Raw genomic sequence first — 17,272 nt, 5'->3', positions numbered from 1 at the left:
CGTCGACCCGACCCCGCCCTGGCGCCGAGGCAAAGGAGCCGACGATGAACGATCCGGTGGCGACGGCCGCGCACTCCGGGGTGCTGGAGGAGGTCGAGCGGCGGGTGCTGTGGCTGTCCACGGCCATCGTGCACCACGCCAACCGCGTCCGGCCCAACCCGTCCGGGCTGAAGGTGGGCGGCCACCAGGCGTCCTCGGCGTCGATCGCGTCCATCATGACGGCGCTGTGGTTCCGCCACCTCGGGCCGCAGGACCGCGTCTCGGTCAAGCCGCACGCCTCCCCCGTCCTGCACGCGATCAACTACCTGCTCGGCGAGCTGGACGAGCGGTACCTGACGACCCTGCGCGAGTTCGGCGGGCTGCAGAGCTACCCGAGCCGGACCAAGGACCCCGACCCGGTCGACTACTCCACCGGCTCGGTGGGCATCGGGGCCACCGCGCCGATCTGGGGCGCGGTCGCCCGCCGGTACGTGCAAGGAGCGCCCGCCGGGCGGCAGTACTCCCTGGTCGGCGACGCGGAACTGGACGAGGGCGCCGTCTGGGAGGCGATCCTCGACCCGGGCGTGGCCGAGCTGGGCGAGATCGTGTGGATCGTCGACCTCAACCGGCAGTCCCTCGACCGCGTCGTCCCGTACCTGGCCGCGCACCGGCTGAAGGGCATGTTCGCCGCCGCCGGCTGGCAGGTGCTGACGCTGAAGTACGGCCGGCTGCTGACCGGGCTGTTCGAGCGCCCCGGCGGCGAGGACCTGCGCGCCCGCATCGACGCGATGCCCAACCCGGAGTACCAGCGCCTGCTGCGCTGCGACGCCGGCGAACTCCGCGACCGCCTCCCCGGCGGCAGCGAACCGGTCGCCCGGCTGATCGCGGAACTCGACGACACCACCCTCCTCGCGGCCCTCCGCAACCTGGGCGGCCACGACCTCGGCACCCTGGCCGAGGCGTTCGACGCCATCGACGACACCAGGCCGACCGTGGTGTTCGCGTACACGGTCAAGGGCCACGGCCTGCCCAGCGAGGGCCACCCGCAGAACCACTCCTCCCTCCTCACCGCCGACCAGATCGCCGAGCTCGCGCCCCGCCTGGGCGCCGACCCGGACGCCCCCTGGGCCCGTTTCGAGGACGGATCGGCCGCCGCCCTCCTGTGCGCCGAAACCGCGACGCGGCTGCGCCGGCCCCCCGCCGCGCCGCAGGCCCCGCCCCCGGTGCCGGACGACATCGGCCGCACCCCCAAGGGCACCGCCACCACCCAGGCCGCCCTCGGCCGGCTGCTCCTCGACCTCACGCGCGAGGCGCCCGACGCCGCCGCCCGCGTCGTCACCGTGAGCCCGGACGTCAGCTCCAGCACCAACCTCGGCGGCTGGGTGAACAAGGTCGGCGTCTGGTCGACCTCCGAACGCCGCGACTGGTTCGCCGACGACGGCGAGACGATCCTGCACTGGCGGGAAGGCCCGGCGGGCCAGCACATCGAGCTCGGCATCGCCGAGACCAACCTGGTCGGCCTCCTCGGCGAACTCGGCGCCACCTGGAGCCGCTGGAACCGTCCGCTGCTCCCGATCGGCGTCCTGTACGACCCGTTCGTCGGCCGCGCGCTCGAACCCTGGTCGTTCGGCATCTACGCGGGCGGCCAGTCGATCCTGATCGGCACCCCGTCCGGGGTCACGCTGGCCCCCGAGGGCGGCGCGCACCAGTCGATCGTCACCCCGTCGATCGGCGTCGAGCAGCCGGGCTGCGTCGCCTACGAGCCCGCGTTCGTCCTCGACACCGAATGGACGCTGCTCGCGAGCATGGCCCGCCTCGGCCGCCCCGACGGCGGATCCGCCTACCTGCGCCTGTCGACCCGCCCGGTCGACCAGACCCTCGCGGCGGTCCCGTCCGACCCGGCGTCCCGCGAACGCCGCCGCCGCCAAGTGATCGCCGGCGCCTACCCGCTGCGCCGCTCCGCCCGTCCCGCCGTCACCATCGCGGCGATGGGCGCACTCGTCCCCGAGGCCCTGGCCGCCGCCGACCGCCTGGAGCAGGCGGGCGTCGGCACGGACGTGGTCTGCGTGACCAGCCCCGGCCTGCTCTTCCAGGCCCTCCGCTCCCGGCAGGGCCAGGACGACGCCCCGAACTGGATCCTGGACCAGGCGTTCCCCGCCTCGCGCGCCACCCCGCTGGTCACCGTCCTGGACGGCCACCCCCACACCCTGGCCTTCCTGGCCGGCGTGAACAACGTCCCCTGCACGACCCTGGGCGTCACCACCTTCGGCCAGTCCGGCTCCATCGAAGACGTCCACCGTCACCACGGCATAGACGCCGACTCGATGATCCGCGCAGCCCTGGACCTCCACTCCCCGTGAAACGACCCGAAGGATCGATCAGGAATCGAGAAGTGCCCGCCCCCGGTCCTTACATAGCGTGATCCTCACGAAGGCGGAAGCAGGTGGCCGACCGGCCACCATCACGCACACAAGGGGACAGACATGAAGGCGCACGTGAGTTCGATCCTGCTGGGCGTCCGGGACATGGACCGGGCCAAGCGGTTCTACACCGAGGGGCTCGGCTGGAAGATCCAGAACGACTACGGCATCTCGGTGTTCTTCGAGTCGGACGGGGCCTCGCCCGTCGGCTTCTACGGCCGCGAGGGCCTCGCCGACCAGGTGGGCACGAGCCCGGAGGGCAGCGGCTTCAGCGGGCTGGTCCTGACCTACGTCGTCCGCAGTGAGGCGCGGGTGGACGAGGTCATGGCGGAGGCCGAGAAGGCCGGCGCCACGATCCTCAAGCCCGCCGGCGCCCTGCCGTGGGGCGGGTACGGCGGCACCTTCGCCGACCCGGACGGTTACATCTGGAGCCTCGGCTACAGCGCCCAGGGAACCGACCAGCCCTACGCGGAGTAGCCGCCCGCGAGTGCCGGTAAGGCGGTTCGGCGTCGCACGGCAGCGTGCCGACGCCGAGCCACCGCACCGTCGGACGAGAGCCTTGATCGCCTGCAGCCAGGGTCCGCCCCATCTCCCTCCAGGGACGAACCGCCCCCGGGTCTGATCACAACGCGTGTTCTAATGATCACGGAAGTGACGGCTCTCGGTGGGGCAGCAGATGGGCATCTCGCAGGATCCGAACGCCGCCGCGAGACGGGGCGGCCTCCCTTGGCCGGTCGTGGCGGGATGGCTGGTGGGGATCACGACGGTCCTCGCGGTGACCGGCGTCGTGCTCGGCAGGGAGACCGGCCTGGCCCCGTTCCTCGTCTTCCTGCCCACCCTGATCGCCGGCCGCGGAACGGTCCGGCAGACCGCGGTCGCCTCCGTCTGGACGATCCTGGTCATCGCCGGATCGCTGATCCGCAGCCCGCTGTCGACCGCGGCGGCCGCCGCGAGCGTCATCATCTTCGCAGTCGCGCTCAACGGCCTGAGCGTGGTCCAGGCGGTCCGGCGCATCCGCCAGGAACGAGAGATCAGCCGTCTCCGCTCCGCGGCGGCCGCCCTGCAGCGCCAGATCCTGCGCCCGTTCCCCCTCGTCACCCGCGAACTGCTCGTCCACGGCCTGTACGAGCCGGTCGAGGAGGACAGCCTGGTCGGCGGCGACGTCTACGAGGCCATGCCGACCCCGTACGGCAGCCGCGTCCTCATCGCCGACGTCCAGGGCAAGGGCCTGCCCGCCATCAGCGCCGCCTTCGCGGTACTCAACTCGTTCCGTGAAGCGGCCCTGGCGGAGCCCACGCTCGCCGCCGTCGTGGAAGCCCTGGAGAACTCGGTGCGGCGGCACAACGCCTTCGTCGCCCAGACAGGCGAGGAACAACGCTTCGTCACGGCGCTCATCCTCGACATCGGCTCGGAAACGAAGGCCCAGGCCATCAACTGCGGCCACATCCCGCCCTACTCGCTGTCCGAACAAGAAACCGGCCAGATACCCCTGGGAGAGGCATCCCTGCCCCTCGGATTGGCCTTCCTCAGCCCCGAGCCACGGACCGTCGCAGCCTTCAACTTCCCAGTTGATTCCACACTTCTCCTGTGCACCGACGGCGTCACCGAGACCCGCGACCCGTCCGGCGCCTTCTTCCCCCTGACGGAGCGCCTGGCCGCCTGGAAGCACCTGCCCCCCGAGGAGATCGCACCGACCGTCCATCAAGAACTAAACGATTACGCAAAAGGCAGGCTGGCAGACGACAGAGCGCTACTCGTAATCCACAGAAGCCCCGCCAAGTCCCCTCCCCAACCAAAACGACCACCGCCCGGATCGCGGCGAACATCCGACCAGTCCCGGGCGTAGAAAGAGCCGACACAACACATCGCCGGACAGTTTCTTGTTCTCGGCGCGCAACCTGGCGAATTCTCCGTCCTCGCCCGCGCTCTGCATCGGCTTGGCGGTGCGCGGCATGGCGCCACCTTCAGAACCGCCTTCGGACACCCCGTCGTAGGCGGCGGAGGATCTGGGCCTTGTAGTTCCCGGTGAGCATCGTCCGGTCGTATGTCCCAAGTTGCCGATCGCCGCCGACCAGCGACGGTCCTACGAGAACGACCGCCGGAAAGAGCGGTCAACAAAGAAAACTCGGAGGACCCACCGTGCTTACCAACCGACGCGTGATCGTCATGCTGATCATCCTGGCACTGACGGCACCGCTCGCAAGCCTCTGCAGTCGCGGGAACGCCGACAACGGGCCGCTGACTTACGCCGAGGTCTGCGCGGAGGAAGAGAAGAAGCTGGCGGACCTGCCCGGCGCCGAGGCCCTGACGCGGGCCCTGGAAGCCCGGCGGACGTCGGAGGACGTCTACGCCGTCATCTGGGTCGACGTCCATCGCCTCCAGGCACCCGGCTGCCCCGGCAGCACCGAAGCCGATCCCCAGTCCATGGCGATCGAGAAGTTCATGCTGGTCGACGCGATCGACAAGGGCGGACCGGCAGTGCTGAGCAAGACCATCTACCGGCCGGTCGCTTCCGAACTCGCGGCCCTGGTCCACTTCTCCGGTACCAAGGACACCGCTTGGGCCAGTTTCGACCGGCTGATGAAAAAGGTCGACGGGGATCTCTCGAAGACCGGCATCGGCGGGAACGGCCCGCTGGACGACACCTCGGTATCCGGCTACCTGTTCGTCGGAGCACGGGGGTACGGTCACTGGCGCTGATCGGCGCCTCGCGGGTCGATCCTCGCCGATGAACTCCTCCCGGCGCCACCGACGGCGCCGGGACACCAGCCGAGGGCGGGACGGATCACAACGATCCGCCCCGCCCTTCCTTCGAATCCTGGAGCACGTGCCGTGACAGACGGCATCCCGTGGTGGCGTCCCGGTGTCACATGGGCCAAAAACGAGAAGAGCCGCTTTCCCCTGTATCGCCAAATCAGGGACGTTCCAGAACGACACGGCATCGCTCTGATCGGCGCGGACCTCCTTACCCGTCCGCTGCCTACGGGGCCTGCCGTCGAGACGAACCTCGCAGACTCAGCGCAGACGATCTTTGATGCCTGGTTCCAATGCGCGACTAGCGCACGTCCGCGCGTACGAATGCTCCGGCTCGCAGGGGGTTCGGGGGCGGCGTGCCCCGAGTCGCGCTCGCTCTGCCTTGACCTTCGGCATCCTCATCAAGGCAGTTCAACACCCGCCTTCTTGAGGTGCTTGTAGGCGCGCCACAGACACTCCTCTGCTGTGTCAGCATCGACTCGCACCCAACTTCCGGCAAGTGGCCCTCCGCTTGCGTAGAACGTCCAAGGGCGGGCCCCACGCTCGGCATCGACTCTGAGAAGCGCGTTCACGCCCTGCTCTAAGAGCCACTCCAGCAGGAAGCTGGCGTCATCCATGGCGGAACCATACCTACGGCGCCGGGCCGCGCGGCGGCGCGAGCGCCGCCGCCCCTTGACGCTGTGGCGGGTCCTGAACGTGGCCAGAGGTACGGCACAGGCCGAGGCTCCGCTTGCGCGCAAACCGTACGACTTTCGGCACGCCGGGGTCTCGTGGCGGCTCAATCCCGGGATGCCGGCTACCCAGGTCGCCGAGTGGGCCGGTCACAACGTGGAGGTCCTGCAACGGATCTACGTGCACTGCCTCGACAATGAGGACGGTCTCTGTCGAACGGATGGATGCGGCGCTAGGCCGCTAGCCTGAGCCCCGGTTCCGCGCCGGGGCTCTTCTGCTGGGGGTGACCTGGGCGGATGGCCTCGACCGCGTTCCGCGCATGTTCCGGGAACCGCGACAATGGGCGGCTTCCGCTGGCACAGGCTGCATACGCAACAAACCCCGGCGCCTGGCTAATGCCTGGTCAACCGGGGTTTTCGCTGATCGTCTGGAGGTGCCCCCTGCAGGATTCGAACCTGCGCACACGGCTCCGGAGGCCGTTGCTCTATCCCCTGAGCTAAGGGGGCGCGACGCGGTATGAGGTTACCAGGGTTGGCGGGGTGACGCGCACGGGGAGGTTCGCCGTGCGAACGGGGGGTGGAGTGGGCTAACTTCGAGGCCGTGACCGAGCCACTGGGACGCGTGCTGGTCGTCGATGATGACGAGGTGATCCGCCAGCTCATCGCCGTGAACCTGCAACTGGAGGGGTTCGAGGTGTCGACCGCGGTGGACGGTCAGGACTGCCTGGACAAGGTGGTGGAGGTCGGGCCGGACGTGATCACGCTGGACGTGATGATGCCGCGGCTGGACGGGTGGGTCACCGCGGTGCGGCTGCGGGAGGATCCCGGGACCGCGCACATCCGGGTCGTGATGATCACGGCGCGGGCGCAGGAGCATGATGTGCGGCGGGGGCACGAGATCGGTGTCGACGCGTACGTGACGAAGCCGTTCGACCCCAATCAGCTGATCCAGACGGTGCGGAAACTGGCCGCGGTGTCCAGATAGTGGTCGGCTAGTCTCACCAGGGTGACTCCAGCGGATGCTCTCGTGCGTGCGGTGCGGGACGCCGTGGACGCGGGGGAGATCGATGTCGCCGTTCCCGAGGAGGTCGTGATCTTCGGGCGGGGCGGCGGGGTCTTCGAGAGTCCGGTGGCGCTGAGGCTCGGCGTCGATCCGTGGGTGATCGCGCGGCGGGTCGGGGGGAGTGTCTCCGGGCCCGGGTTCGTCAGGGTCGTGGTGGGGCCCGAACTGGTGGAAGGCATCCGGCGTGATCCTGGTTACGGGGTCGCGCGGGTGCCGCGGGGCGGGTGGAGTGAGTGGCCCCGGACGTTCGACAATCCGGGGTTCTCGGTGCGTTATGCCTACGCGCGGGCCTGCTGGGTGGGGCGATGGGCCCGGGAACTCGGGGTGGCGGCCGGGCCGTTCGAGGGTGGTGCGGAGGAGCTCGTGGGGGCGTTGGGGGACGTTCCCGGACGGGCCGCGCAGGCGGAGCGGGAACGCGACGCCAGGCCCCTGATGTTGTGCTTGGAGAGCGTGGCCGGGGCGTACCACGAGGTGCACGAGCGGTGTCCCGCGCTGCCCGTGGGCGATGAGGAGCCGCGGGCGGCGCACGCGGGACGGGTCGGCTTGGCGGAGGCCGTCAAGGTCGTCCTCGGCAACGGGCTGAACATGATCGGTGAGACCCCTAGAGAGCGGATATGAGTCGAGTACACCCTGCTGGGCAGCGGCATGCCGACGTCCTGCCGGAGGAGCATCCGGCCGCGCCGGCGGCGGACCTGAACGCGCTCGAGCCTTCTGTGTGGCCGCGGAACTCAAAGCGGGAGGACGGCGTCCTCACCGTCGCGGGAGTGGACGTCAGGGACCTGGCCAAGGAGTACGGCACGCCCCTCTACGTCTACGACGAGGAGGACGTCCGGAGCCGTGCCAGGGAGTACGTGGCGGCGTTCCATGACGGGGACGTCCACTATGCGGGCAAGGCGTTCCTGTGCACGGCCGTCGCGCGGTGGCTGAACGAGGAGGGGCTCGGCCTCGACGTGTGCAGTGGGGGTGAGCTCGCCGTGGCGCTGGCGGCGGGCTTCCCCACCGAGCGCATCACGTTGCACGGGAGCAACAAGGCGCCCTGGGAGCTGGAGAGGGCCCTGGAGGTCGGGGTCGGGCGAATCGTGCTCGATTCGTTCGAGGAGATCGCCCGCGTGGGGTACCTCGCCCAGGAGATGGGCGTCCGGCCCAAGGTGATGGTGCGCGTCACCACGGGTGTGGAGGCGCACACCCACGAGTTCATCGCCACCGCGCACGACGACCAGAAGTTCGGGTTCTCCAGGAGTTCCGGGGCGGCGCTGGAGGCGGTCAGGCGGGTCCTGGAGCTGGAGCAGCTCGAACTGGTCGGGCTGCACAGCCACATCGGATCGCAGATCTTCGAGGTGGACGGGTTCGAGGTGGCCGCGCACCGGCTGGCCGAGCTGCTGGTGGCCATCCGGGACGAGCACCGGGTCGAGCTCCCGGAGCTGGACCTGGGCGGCGGCTACGGCATCGCGTACGTGCCGGGCGAGGAGCCGCACGATCCGAAGTCGATCGCGGACGGGCTGCGCGACATCGTGGCGCGCGAGTGCCGGGCGTACGGGCTGTCGATGCCGCGGCTGACCGTGGAGCCGGGGCGGGCGATCATCGGCCCCGGCGGCGTCACGCTGTACGAGGTCGGGACGGTCAAGGACGTCGAGGGCCTGCGCACGTACGTGTCGGTGGACGGCGGCATGTCCGACAACCTGCGCACGGCCCTGTACGGCGCCGAGTACACCGGGGCGCTGGCGAGCAGGTCGTCCGATGCCGCCCCGATGCTCAGTAGGCTTGTCGGCAAGCACTGCGAAAGCGGCGACATCGTCGTGCGGGACCTGTGGTTCCCCGAAGATCTTGCGGCGGGGGACCTGGTGGCGGTGGCGGCGACCGGTGCGTACTGTCGGTCGATGGCCAGCAACTACAACCATGTCCCGAAGCCCGCCGTGGTGGCGGTGAGGGAGGGCAGGTCGCGCGTGATCGTCCGGCGGGAGAGCGCGGAGGACCTGCTGCGGCTCGATGCGGAGGTGCGAGCGTGAAACCCGGACTGCGCGTTGCGCTGCTCGGTTGCGGCGTGGTCGGCACGGAGGTCGTCAGGCTGCTCAACGAGCAGGCGGACGATCTGGCCGCGCGCGTCGGGGTCCCGCTGGAGCTGGCAGGGATCGCGGTGCGCAGGCCGGACCGGGTGCGCGCGGGCGTCGACCCGGGGCTGCTGACCACGGACGCGCAGACGCTGGTGACCAGGGACGACGTCGACCTCGTCATCGAGGTGATCGGCGGCATCGAGCCGGCCAGGACGCTGATGCTGGAGGCGATGAAGACCGGCAAGTCGGTCATCACCGCGAACAAGGCGCTGCTGGCCGAGGACGGGGCGACGCTGTTCGCCGCGGCGCGGGAGTACGGCGCCGACCTGTACTACGAGGCGTCCGTGGCGGGGGCGATCCCGCTGCTCCGGCCGCTGCGGGAGTCCCTGGTCGGCGACCACGTGCACCGGGTGCTCGGCATCGTGAACGGGACCACGAACTACATCCTCGACCAGATGGACACGCACGGCGCCGGTTTCAACGAGGCGCTGGAGGAGGCGCAGGCGCTGGGCTACGCGGAGGCCGATCCGACGGCCGACGTGGAGGGTTTCGACGCGGCGGCCAAGGCGGCGATCCTGGCGCAGCTCGCCTTCCACACGCCGGTGACGGCCGCGGACGTCCACCGCGAGGGCATCACCGAGGTGAGCGCCGCGGACGTGGCGGGCGCCCAGGGCATGGACTGCGTCGTCAAGCTCCTGGCCATCTGCGAGCGCATCCCCTCGCAGGACGGCCGGAACGGCCGCGGGGTGTCGGTCCGCGTGTATCCGGCGATGATCCCCCGGTCGCACCCGCTGGCGAGCGTCCGCGAGGCGTACAACGCGGTGTTCGTCGAGGCGGAGTCGGCGGGCTCGCTGATGTTCTACGGCGCGGGCGCAGGTGGCGCTCCCACGGCCTCGGCGATCCTCGGCGACCTCGTCGCGGTCGCCCGCAACGTGGTCGGCGGTACGCCCGGCCCGGTGGAGGTCACGTACGCGAAGCTGCCGGTGCTGCCGATGGGCGAGACCGTCACCCGCTACTACATCGAGGTGGACGTGACGGACGAGGCGGGCGTGCTCGCCACGGTCGCCGAGGAGTTCGCCAGGCACGGTGTGTCGATCCAGGCCGTCCGGCAGGTGGGCTCGGGCGAGGAGGCGCAGCTCGTCGTCGTGACGCACCGGGCGCCGGACGCCGCGCTGTCGGCGACGGTGGCGGGCCTGCGCGAGCTGGAGATCGTCCGCGGGGTGACGAGCGTCATGCGCGTCGAGGGAGACGAGTGAGGCGGGCCCGGTCCCGGTAGACTCCGGGCGAACATCGCAGGTCAGCCGAGGAGACCGAGTGAACGCGAACGCCCGCGCGTGGCGCGGCATTATCGAGGAGTACCGCGACCGGCTTCCGGTGACGGACGCGACGCCCGTCGTCACCCTGCTGGAGGGCGGTACCCCTCTGGTTCCCGCCCACCGGCTCTCCCAGATGACCCGTTGCGAGGTGTTCCTCAAGGTCGAGGGCGCCAACCCGACCGGGTCGTTCAAGGACCGCGGCATGACGATGGCGATCAGCAAGGCCGCCGAGGACGGCGCCAAGGCCGTCATCTGCGCCTCGACCGGCAACACCTCCGCGTCCGCCGCCGCGTACGCGGTGCGGGCCGGGATGACCTGCGCGGTCCTGGTGCCCAACGGCAAGATCGCTATGGGCAAGCTGGCGCAGGCGCTGGTGCACGGCGCCCGGCTCCTCCAGGTGGACGGCAACTTCGACGACTGTCTCGAACTGGCGCGCAAGCTGTCGGTCGACTATCCGGTGGCGCTGGTCAACTCGGTGAACAAGTACCGGCTGCAGGGCCAGAAGACGGCCGCGTTCGAGATCGTGGACGCGCTCGGCGACGCGCCCGACGTCCACTGCCTGCCCGTCGGAAACGCCGGAAACATCTCCGCGTACTGGATGGGCTACAAGGAGTACGCCAAGGACGGCGCCGCCTCGCGCACCCCGCGCATGCTGGGCTTCCAGGCGAGCGGCGCGGCGCCCTTCGTGAAGGGCGAGCCCGTCCTGAAGCCGCAGACCATCGCCACCGCGATCCGCATCGGCAACCCCGCCTCGTGGGACCTCGCGGTCGCCGCGCGGGACGAGTCCGGCGGCGCGATCGACTCGGTCACCGACCGGCAGATCCTCGCCGCCTACCGGCTCCTCGCCCGGGAGGAGGGCGTCTTCGTGGAGCCCGCCTCCGCGGCGAGCGTCGCCGGCCTGCTCCAGGCGAGCGAGCGGGGCGGGCTCGCGGCCGGATCCAGGATCGTGTGCACCGTGACGGGCAACGGCCTCAAGGACCCCGACTGGGCCATCTCCGGGGCGCCCGCGCCGACGACCATCAAGGTCGACGCGCACTCCGCCGCGTCCGAGCTCGGCCTCACCTGAGGTGGGCTGGCAGGACGGCCCGGTGCTGGTGCGGACCCCCGCCACCAGCGCCAACCTGGGCCCGGGATTCGACTCGCTCGGCCTCGCGCTGGACCTGTACGACGACGTCGAGGTCGAGGCGACCGGCGGCGGCCTGTCCATCGAGGTGGACGGCGAGGGCGCCGAGGTCGCCGGCCGCGCCGAGCGGCACCTGATCGTGCGGGTGTTGCGGCGGACCTTCGACGTGCTGGACGACCTGGCCGGAACCGGTCCCGCCCGCCCGGACGGGCTCCGGCTGCGCTGCCGCAACCGCATCCCGCACAGCCGCGGCCTCGGCTCCTCGTCCGCCGCGATCGTCGCGGGGATCGTCGCGGGCCGCGCGCTGCACCCCGCCGGGAAGCTCCTCGACGACGCCGGGGCGCTGCGCCTCGCGACGGAGATCGAGGGCCACCCCGACAACGTGGCGCCGTGCCTCGCCGGCGGCCTGACCGTCGCCTGGACGACGCCGGGCGGCCCCCGGTCGGTGCGGCTGGAGTCGCAGGTCAGGCAGGTCGTCGCCTTCGTCCCCGAGCAGCGGCTCGCGACGGAGCGGGCCCGCGGCCTGCTGCCTGAGACCGTCCCGCACGCGGACGCCGCCGCCAACGCGGGACGCGCCGCGCTGCTCGTCGCGGCCCTCACCGGCGGCCTGGACGCCGGCATCCTGCTCGACGCGACCGAGGACCGGCTCCACCAGGACTACCGCGCCCCGGCCATGCCCGGATCGGCTGCGCTCGTCGCGCGGCTGCGGGACGCGGGCGTCCCGGCGGTGATCTCCGGTGCGGGGCCCACCGTCCTGGCCTTCACGACCGCATCACCGGTTGATTCGATCGGCGGCGAAGTGGGTAAAGGCTGGCACGAGCACCCGTTGGACGTCGCGACCCGCGGCGCACGCGTGGTGACCGGAGAATCCGAGTAACCGGGACACACGGCGGCGCCGGGGGCGGGGGAGTGCGCCGCTCCGGCCGGTGCCGGTCCGGCCGGGTCCCGCTAGGTAAATTGCGAAGACATCGACCTCTGGGGAATAGCAGTGTGCCCTGGTGATGTTAGGCTGATTGCCGCACCAGATGCCCCGTTCGGGGCAGCGTGCTCGTCAGCCGCGCGTCGCCTTTTCGGCCCTCCGGCCGTGTCGGTCCCGCGTACCAGGCTCCCCGACACCGTGACTTCCCGTTGTCAGGCATTCCAGCGAAACTTCGGACGTGGCGGTACCGGGGACACGCACGAGCGGAACGTCCCGTCCACCATCTGGCTGTGCCCAGAACACGCAGATCCCGGTTCCATCGTGATCAGCGGAGCCCGATCCGGCGCCCCCGCCGGGCCGCACCACCGGGTCGACTGGCCGAACGCCGGCCAACGCCCGCGCCCTGGGAAGGACCCTTAGTGAGCGAATCCAGCGAACTCCTTACGGACGCAACCAGCACGGAACCCGCCGCCGCTCCGGCCGGCACGGAGCCCGCCGCCCCCCGGCGCCGCCGCGGCACCGGCCTGTCGGCCATGGTGCTCCCCGAGCTCAAGGCGCTCGCGTCCAGCCTCGGCATCACCGGCACGACCGGGATGCGCAAGAGCCAGCTCATCGCCGCCATTCAGGAGAAGCAGGGCGGCCAGGGGCAGGGCTCGGCGGGGGGCGAGCAGGGAGCCGCTGCCCCGGCGACGGCCGAGCGGCCGCGCCGCAGCCGCGCCGCGGCCAAGCGCGAGGTGTCCGACGAGCAGGTCACCATCGCCGACGCCGCGCCCGCGCCCGCGTCTGCGCCCGCGTCTGCGCCCGCGTCCGAGAACGCGTCCGAGAACGCGGCCGCGCCCGAGGCGCAGTCCGGCACGGCCGAGAAGGCCGTCCAGGGCGACAAGCAGGAGAAGACCGACCGGCAGGGCGGCCGGCAGCGGGGCGAGAAGCAGGACCGGGGAACTTCCGAAGGGCGCGGCGACCGGCAGGGCCGCGACCAGGGGCGCGAGCAGAACGCCGAGGACGGCGAGTCCCAGGGCGGCCGGGACGGCAACCGTGACGGCCGCGAGGGCAGGGAAGGCGGCGGACGCCAGCGGCAGCGCGGCGGCCGGGACCGCGGCGAGGGCCGCGACCGCGGCGAGGGCCGCGACCGGGGCGACCGGGGCGACCGGGGCGACCGCGGCGAGCGGGGCGAGCGGGGCGAGCGGGGCGACCGGGGCGAGCGCGGTGACCGGGGCGAGCGCGGTGACCGGGGCGACCGTGGTGACCAGGGCGGCGGACGCCAGCGCGGCCAGGGCGGCGGCGGTCAGGGCGGCGGCGGCCAGCACGACGATGACGACGGCAGCGGCCGGGGCCGTCGCGGGCGCCGGTTCCGGGAGCGCAACCGCGGCCGCGGCCGCGACCGCTTCGAGGAGCCGGTGGTCACCGAGGACGACGTCCTCATCCCCGTCGCGGGCATCCTCGACATCCTCGACAACTACGCCTTCGTCCGGACGACCGGCTACCTGCCGGGCCCGAACGACGTGTACGTCTCGCTGGCGCAGGTCCGCAAGAACGGGCTGCGCAAGGGCGACGTCATCACCGGCGCCGTCCGGCAGGCGCGCGAGGGCGAGCGGCGCGAGAAGTTCAACGCGCTGGTCCGCCTCGACACCGTCAACGGGGTGGAGCCCGACCAGGCCAAGGGCCGCGTCGACTTCAGCAAGCTGACCCCGCTGTACCCGCAGGAGCGGCTGCGCCTGGAGACCGACCCGGGCATCCTGACGACCCGGATCATCGACCTGGTGTCGCCGATCGGCAAGGGCCAGCGCGGTTTGATCGTGTCGCCGCCGAAGGCCGGCAAGACCATGGTGCTCCAGGCGATCGCCAACGCGATCACCAAGAACAACCCGGAGTGCCACCTGATGGTCGTCCTCGTGGACGAGCGTCCGGAAGAGGTCACCGACATGCAGCGGACAGTGAAGGGCGAGGTCATCCACTCGACCTTCGACCGTCCCGCCGAGGACCACACCACGGTCGCGGAGCTGGCCATCGAGCGTGCCAAGCGGCTCGTCGAGCTCGGCCACGACGTCGTGGTGCTGCTCGACTCGATCACCCGCCTGGGCCGGGCCTACAACCTGGCGGCGCCCGCGTCCGGCCGCATCCTGTCCGGCGGTGTCGACTCGACCGCGCTGTACCCGCCGAAGCGGTTCTTCGGCGCGGCGCGCAACATCGAGAACGGCGGCTCGCTGACGATCCTCGCCACCGCGCTGGTGGAGACCGGGTCCCGGATGGACGAGGTCATCTTCGAGGAGTTCAAGGGCACCGGCAACATGGAGCTCAAGCTCAACCGGTCGCTCGCGGACAAGCGGATCTTCCCGGCGGTGGACGTCGACCAGTCCTCCACCCGCAAGGAGGAGATCCTCATGGCTCCGGAGGAGCTGCGGGTCGTCTGGCAGCTGCGCCGGGTGCTGCACGCGCTCGACACCCAGCAGGCGCTGGAGCTCCTCATCGAGAAGATGAAGGAGACCAAGTCCAACGCCGAGTTCCTGCTCCAGGTGCAGAAGACGACCGTCTCCGACGATCGCTGAGACGCGCCGCACGCCCCCGTCCGGTCCTCCGGGCGGGGGCGTCGCCGTCCCGCGGGCCGTCCGCGCGTCCGCCCCGGGGAATGGTGGGGTTAGCCCCACCCCTGATCGGGCGGCGGACGTCATGGCGGCCCCGCCTCCCGCCCGGCACGCTTGACACGTAGGACGGAAGGCCAACGCAGGTCGGAGCGGCACGGAGGGACGACGTGGGCGAGCTGAGCAAGGACGGCGGTGCCGGGGGCGGTGGCGCCGTCCGGTGGGCCGCGGCGCGGTGGGCGACGGCGACGGTGACGCGGGCCGAGGGCGGGCGGGCGTCCGTCATGAACCGGTCCTGGCATCCTCTCGCGATGGCGAAGTCCTCGCTGACCTGGCGTTCGGCGCTGTATCTGGGCGTCAGCCTGGCCTGGGGGCTCGGCTGGTTCGTCGTCCTCGCCGTCGGGCTGGCCCTGTCGGTCGGGCTGCTGATCATCTGGGTGGGCGTCCCGCTGCTGGCGCTGCTGATGGTCGCGTGGCGGTTCGGCGCGGTGCTGGAGCGGTGGTTCGTCCTGGCGGCGTTCGGCGTCCGGATCCCGGGCCCCTACCGGCGCATGCCGGAGGGCCGCAACCCGCTGGCCAGGCTCAGGGGGATGGCGGGGGACCCGGCCACCTGGAAGGACCTGGTCTACTTCGCCGTGCTGTTCCCGATCACGCTGGTGGAGTTCGTCGTGTCGATGACGGTGTGGGCCGGGACGGGCACGCTGCTGTTCCTCCCGGCGATCGTGGCGGTGGGCGGCGGCACCGAGATCAACTTCTGGGTCTCGTACTGGGCGGGGAACCCGGTCGAGGCGCTGCCGATGTCGCTCCTCGGGCTGGTGCTCCTCGTCCCGGCGATGTACGTGACGCGCGCGATGGCGATGGGGCACGCCGCGTTCGCCGCGCTGATGCTGGGCCCGAGCCCGTCGCAGCGGGAGAACGCCGCGCTGCGCGAGCGGACCGAGCACCTGCGGGCCAGCCGCGCCCGCGGGGTGGACGCGGCCGAGTTCGAGCGGCGCCGCATCGAGCGCGACCTGCACGACGGGGCGCAGCAGCGGCTGCTGGCCGTGGCGATGGACATCGGCCGCGCCCGCGCCAAGCTGGACGAGGACCCCGAGGGCGCGCGGGCGCTGATCGAGCAGGCCCACGCGGGCACCCGGGAGGCGATCTCCGAGCTGCGCGACCTCGCCCGCGGGATCTACCCGGCGATCCTCACCGACCGCGGTCTGGACCCGGCGCTGTCCGGGCTGGCCGGGCGCGCCCCCGTCCCCGTCGAGGTGGAGGTCGACCTGCCCGAGCGCCCGCCGGCGGCGGTCGAGAGCATCGCCTACTTCATCGTCGCCGAGTCGCTGGCCAACATCGCCAAGTACGCCCGCGCGACCCGCGCGTCCGTCCGCGTGGCCCGCGAGGACCGCTGGGTGGTCGTCGAGGTGATCGACAACGGGATGGGCGGCGCGGTCGCGCGGCGGGACGGCGGGCTGGCCGGGCTGGCCGACCGGGCGGCGACGATCGACGGCATGCTGATCGTGGACAGCCCGCCCGGCGGCCCCACGATCGTCCGGGCTGATCTGCCCTGCACGTGGTGACCTCGGCGCACGGCGCCGCGCCGACGACGATAATGGCCGGATGCGGGTAGTGATCGCCGAGGATTCGGTGCTGTTGCGGGAAGGGCTCGTCCGGCTGCTCGCCGACGCCGGGATCGAGACGGTGGCGACCGTGGGCGACGGCCCCGGGCTGCCCGGGATCGTCGAGGAGCACGCCCCCGACCTCGCCATCGTGGACGTCCGGATGCCGCCCTCGTACACCGACGAGGGGCTGCGCGCGGCGCTCGCCGTCCGGGAGCGCCGCCCGGGCACGCCGATCCTCGTGCTGTCCCAGTACGTGGAGGAGCGCTACGCGACGGACCTGATCGGCGGCGGCGCCCACGGCGTCGGCTACCTGCTGAAGGAGCGGGTGTCGGACGTCGAGGAGTTCATCGACGCGGTGCGCCGCATCGCCGCCGGCGGGACGGTCATCGACCCCGAGGTGATCGGCCAGCTGCTCGGCCGGCGCCGCACCGGCGACCCGCTGGAGGCGCTGACCCCGCGCGAGCGCGAGGTGCTCGGGCTGATGGCGCAGGGACGCTCGAACGGCGCCATCGCCGCGGACCTCGTCGTCACCGAGGGCGCCGTGGAGAAGCACATCTCCAACATCTTCATGAAGCTGGGCCTGCAGCCCGCGCAGGGCGGCCACCGCCGCGTCATGGCGGTGCTGGCCTACCTTGGGCTGTGTTAGTCGAGGGCGTCCGTGCCAGATCGGGAATGACCGGTGACCTCGCCGCGTTCGGGTATCTGGCACACTTGGTGTGCAACCGCTGCGGTACCGGTTCACGCCTCCCACATCTCCCATGGCACCGCCATGCGGATCCGGGGGCGCCCGGCG

Annotated in this window: 14 protein-coding genes and 1 tRNA gene; 13 read left to right on the top strand and 2 right to left on the bottom strand. The window is 71.7% G+C overall.

Features of this window, described 5'->3' with window-relative positions:
• The first annotated feature begins 44 nt into the window (after positions 1 to 44).
• The 4 genes from CHC11_RS03790 (at position 45) to CHC11_RS03775 (ending at position 5,099) form a co-directional block, all read left to right on the top strand.
• The gene (locus CHC11_RS03790) at positions 45 to 2,339 is read left to right on the top strand and encodes a transketolase-like TK C-terminal-containing protein (RefSeq protein ID WP_089310115.1); all 2,295 of its coding nucleotides are present in this window, start codon (positions 45 to 47) and stop codon (positions 2,337 to 2,339) included.
• Between the two features lie 123 nt (positions 2,340 to 2,462).
• Positions 2,463 to 2,876 (top strand): VOC family protein, encoded by a 414-nt coding sequence (locus CHC11_RS03785; protein WP_089310114.1) that lies wholly within the window; start codon positions 2,463 to 2,465, stop codon positions 2,874 to 2,876.
• Positions 2,877 to 3,150: 274 nt separating this feature from the next.
• Positions 3,151 to 4,245: a PP2C family protein-serine/threonine phosphatase gene (locus CHC11_RS03780; RefSeq protein ID WP_245918684.1), complete on the top strand. Its 1,095-nt coding sequence runs from the start codon at positions 3,151 to 3,153 to the stop codon at positions 4,243 to 4,245.
• Between the two features lie 311 nt (positions 4,246 to 4,556).
• The gene (locus CHC11_RS03775) at positions 4,557 to 5,099 is read left to right on the top strand and encodes a hypothetical protein (RefSeq protein WP_089310112.1); all 543 of its coding nucleotides are present in this window, start codon (positions 4,557 to 4,559) and stop codon (positions 5,097 to 5,099) included.
• 455 nt (positions 5,100 to 5,554) lie between these two features.
• Here CHC11_RS03775 and CHC11_RS03770 read toward each other — a convergent pair whose 3' ends face one another.
• Positions 5,555 to 5,770, bottom strand: a complete 216-nt coding sequence (locus tag CHC11_RS03770) for a hypothetical protein (RefSeq protein WP_089310111.1) — start codon at positions 5,768 to 5,770, stop codon at positions 5,555 to 5,557.
• A gap of 489 nt (positions 5,771 to 6,259) precedes the next feature.
• A tRNA-Arg gene (locus CHC11_RS03760) sits at positions 6,260 to 6,331 on the bottom strand.
• A gap of 115 nt (positions 6,332 to 6,446) precedes the next feature.
• Between CHC11_RS03760 and CHC11_RS03755 the strand changes: the two genes are divergently transcribed.
• The 9 genes from CHC11_RS03755 (at position 6,447) to CHC11_RS03715 (ending at position 17,125) form a co-directional block, all read left to right on the top strand.
• On the top strand, positions 6,447 to 6,809 hold the full coding sequence (locus tag CHC11_RS03755; RefSeq protein WP_089310313.1) for a response regulator transcription factor: 363 nt from the start codon (positions 6,447 to 6,449) through the stop codon (positions 6,807 to 6,809).
• A 21-nt stretch (positions 6,810 to 6,830) separates the two neighbouring features.
• Positions 6,831 to 7,505, top strand: a complete 675-nt coding sequence (locus tag CHC11_RS03750; protein ID WP_089310110.1) for a DALR anticodon-binding domain-containing protein — start codon at positions 6,831 to 6,833, stop codon at positions 7,503 to 7,505.
• Positions 7,502 to 8,893, top strand: coding sequence for a diaminopimelate decarboxylase (gene lysA / locus CHC11_RS03745; protein WP_089310109.1), 1,392 nt, complete (start codon positions 7,502 to 7,504; stop codon positions 8,891 to 8,893). The genes CHC11_RS03750 and lysA overlap by 4 nt, the downstream gene beginning before the upstream one ends.
• A complete protein-coding gene (locus CHC11_RS03740; protein ID WP_089310108.1) occupies positions 8,890 to 10,194 on the top strand; it encodes a homoserine dehydrogenase in 1,305 nt (434 codons plus the stop codon). The genes lysA and CHC11_RS03740 overlap by 4 nt, the downstream gene beginning before the upstream one ends.
• Before the next feature lie 58 nt (positions 10,195 to 10,252).
• Positions 10,253 to 11,320, top strand: a complete 1,068-nt coding sequence (gene thrC, locus CHC11_RS03735; RefSeq protein WP_089310107.1) for a threonine synthase — start codon at positions 10,253 to 10,255, stop codon at positions 11,318 to 11,320.
• Positions 11,321 to 11,342: 22 nt separating this feature from the next.
• Positions 11,343 to 12,254: a homoserine kinase gene (gene thrB, locus CHC11_RS03730; RefSeq protein ID WP_245918683.1), complete on the top strand. Its 912-nt coding sequence runs from the start codon at positions 11,343 to 11,345 to the stop codon at positions 12,252 to 12,254.
• A gap of 461 nt (positions 12,255 to 12,715) precedes the next feature.
• Positions 12,716 to 14,842 (top strand): transcription termination factor Rho, encoded by a 2,127-nt coding sequence (rho, locus tag CHC11_RS03725; protein ID WP_089310105.1) that lies wholly within the window; start codon positions 12,716 to 12,718, stop codon positions 14,840 to 14,842.
• Between the two features lie 203 nt (positions 14,843 to 15,045).
• The gene (locus CHC11_RS03720; RefSeq protein WP_245918682.1) at positions 15,046 to 16,437 is read left to right on the top strand and encodes a sensor histidine kinase; all 1,392 of its coding nucleotides are present in this window, start codon (positions 15,046 to 15,048) and stop codon (positions 16,435 to 16,437) included.
• Between the two features lie 40 nt (positions 16,438 to 16,477).
• Entirely contained in the window at positions 16,478 to 17,125 is a 648-nt protein-coding gene (locus tag CHC11_RS03715) for a response regulator transcription factor (protein WP_089310104.1), read from the top strand.
• Positions 17,126 to 17,272 lie beyond the last annotated feature (147 nt).

It is taken from the genome of Actinomadura mexicana, from assembly GCF_900188105.1.
Taxonomy (GTDB): domain Bacteria; phylum Actinomycetota; class Actinomycetes; order Streptosporangiales; family Streptosporangiaceae; genus Spirillospora; species Spirillospora mexicana.
Note: the sequence above shows the minus strand (reverse complement) of the source record. Positions and strands in the feature narration are given on the sequence as shown.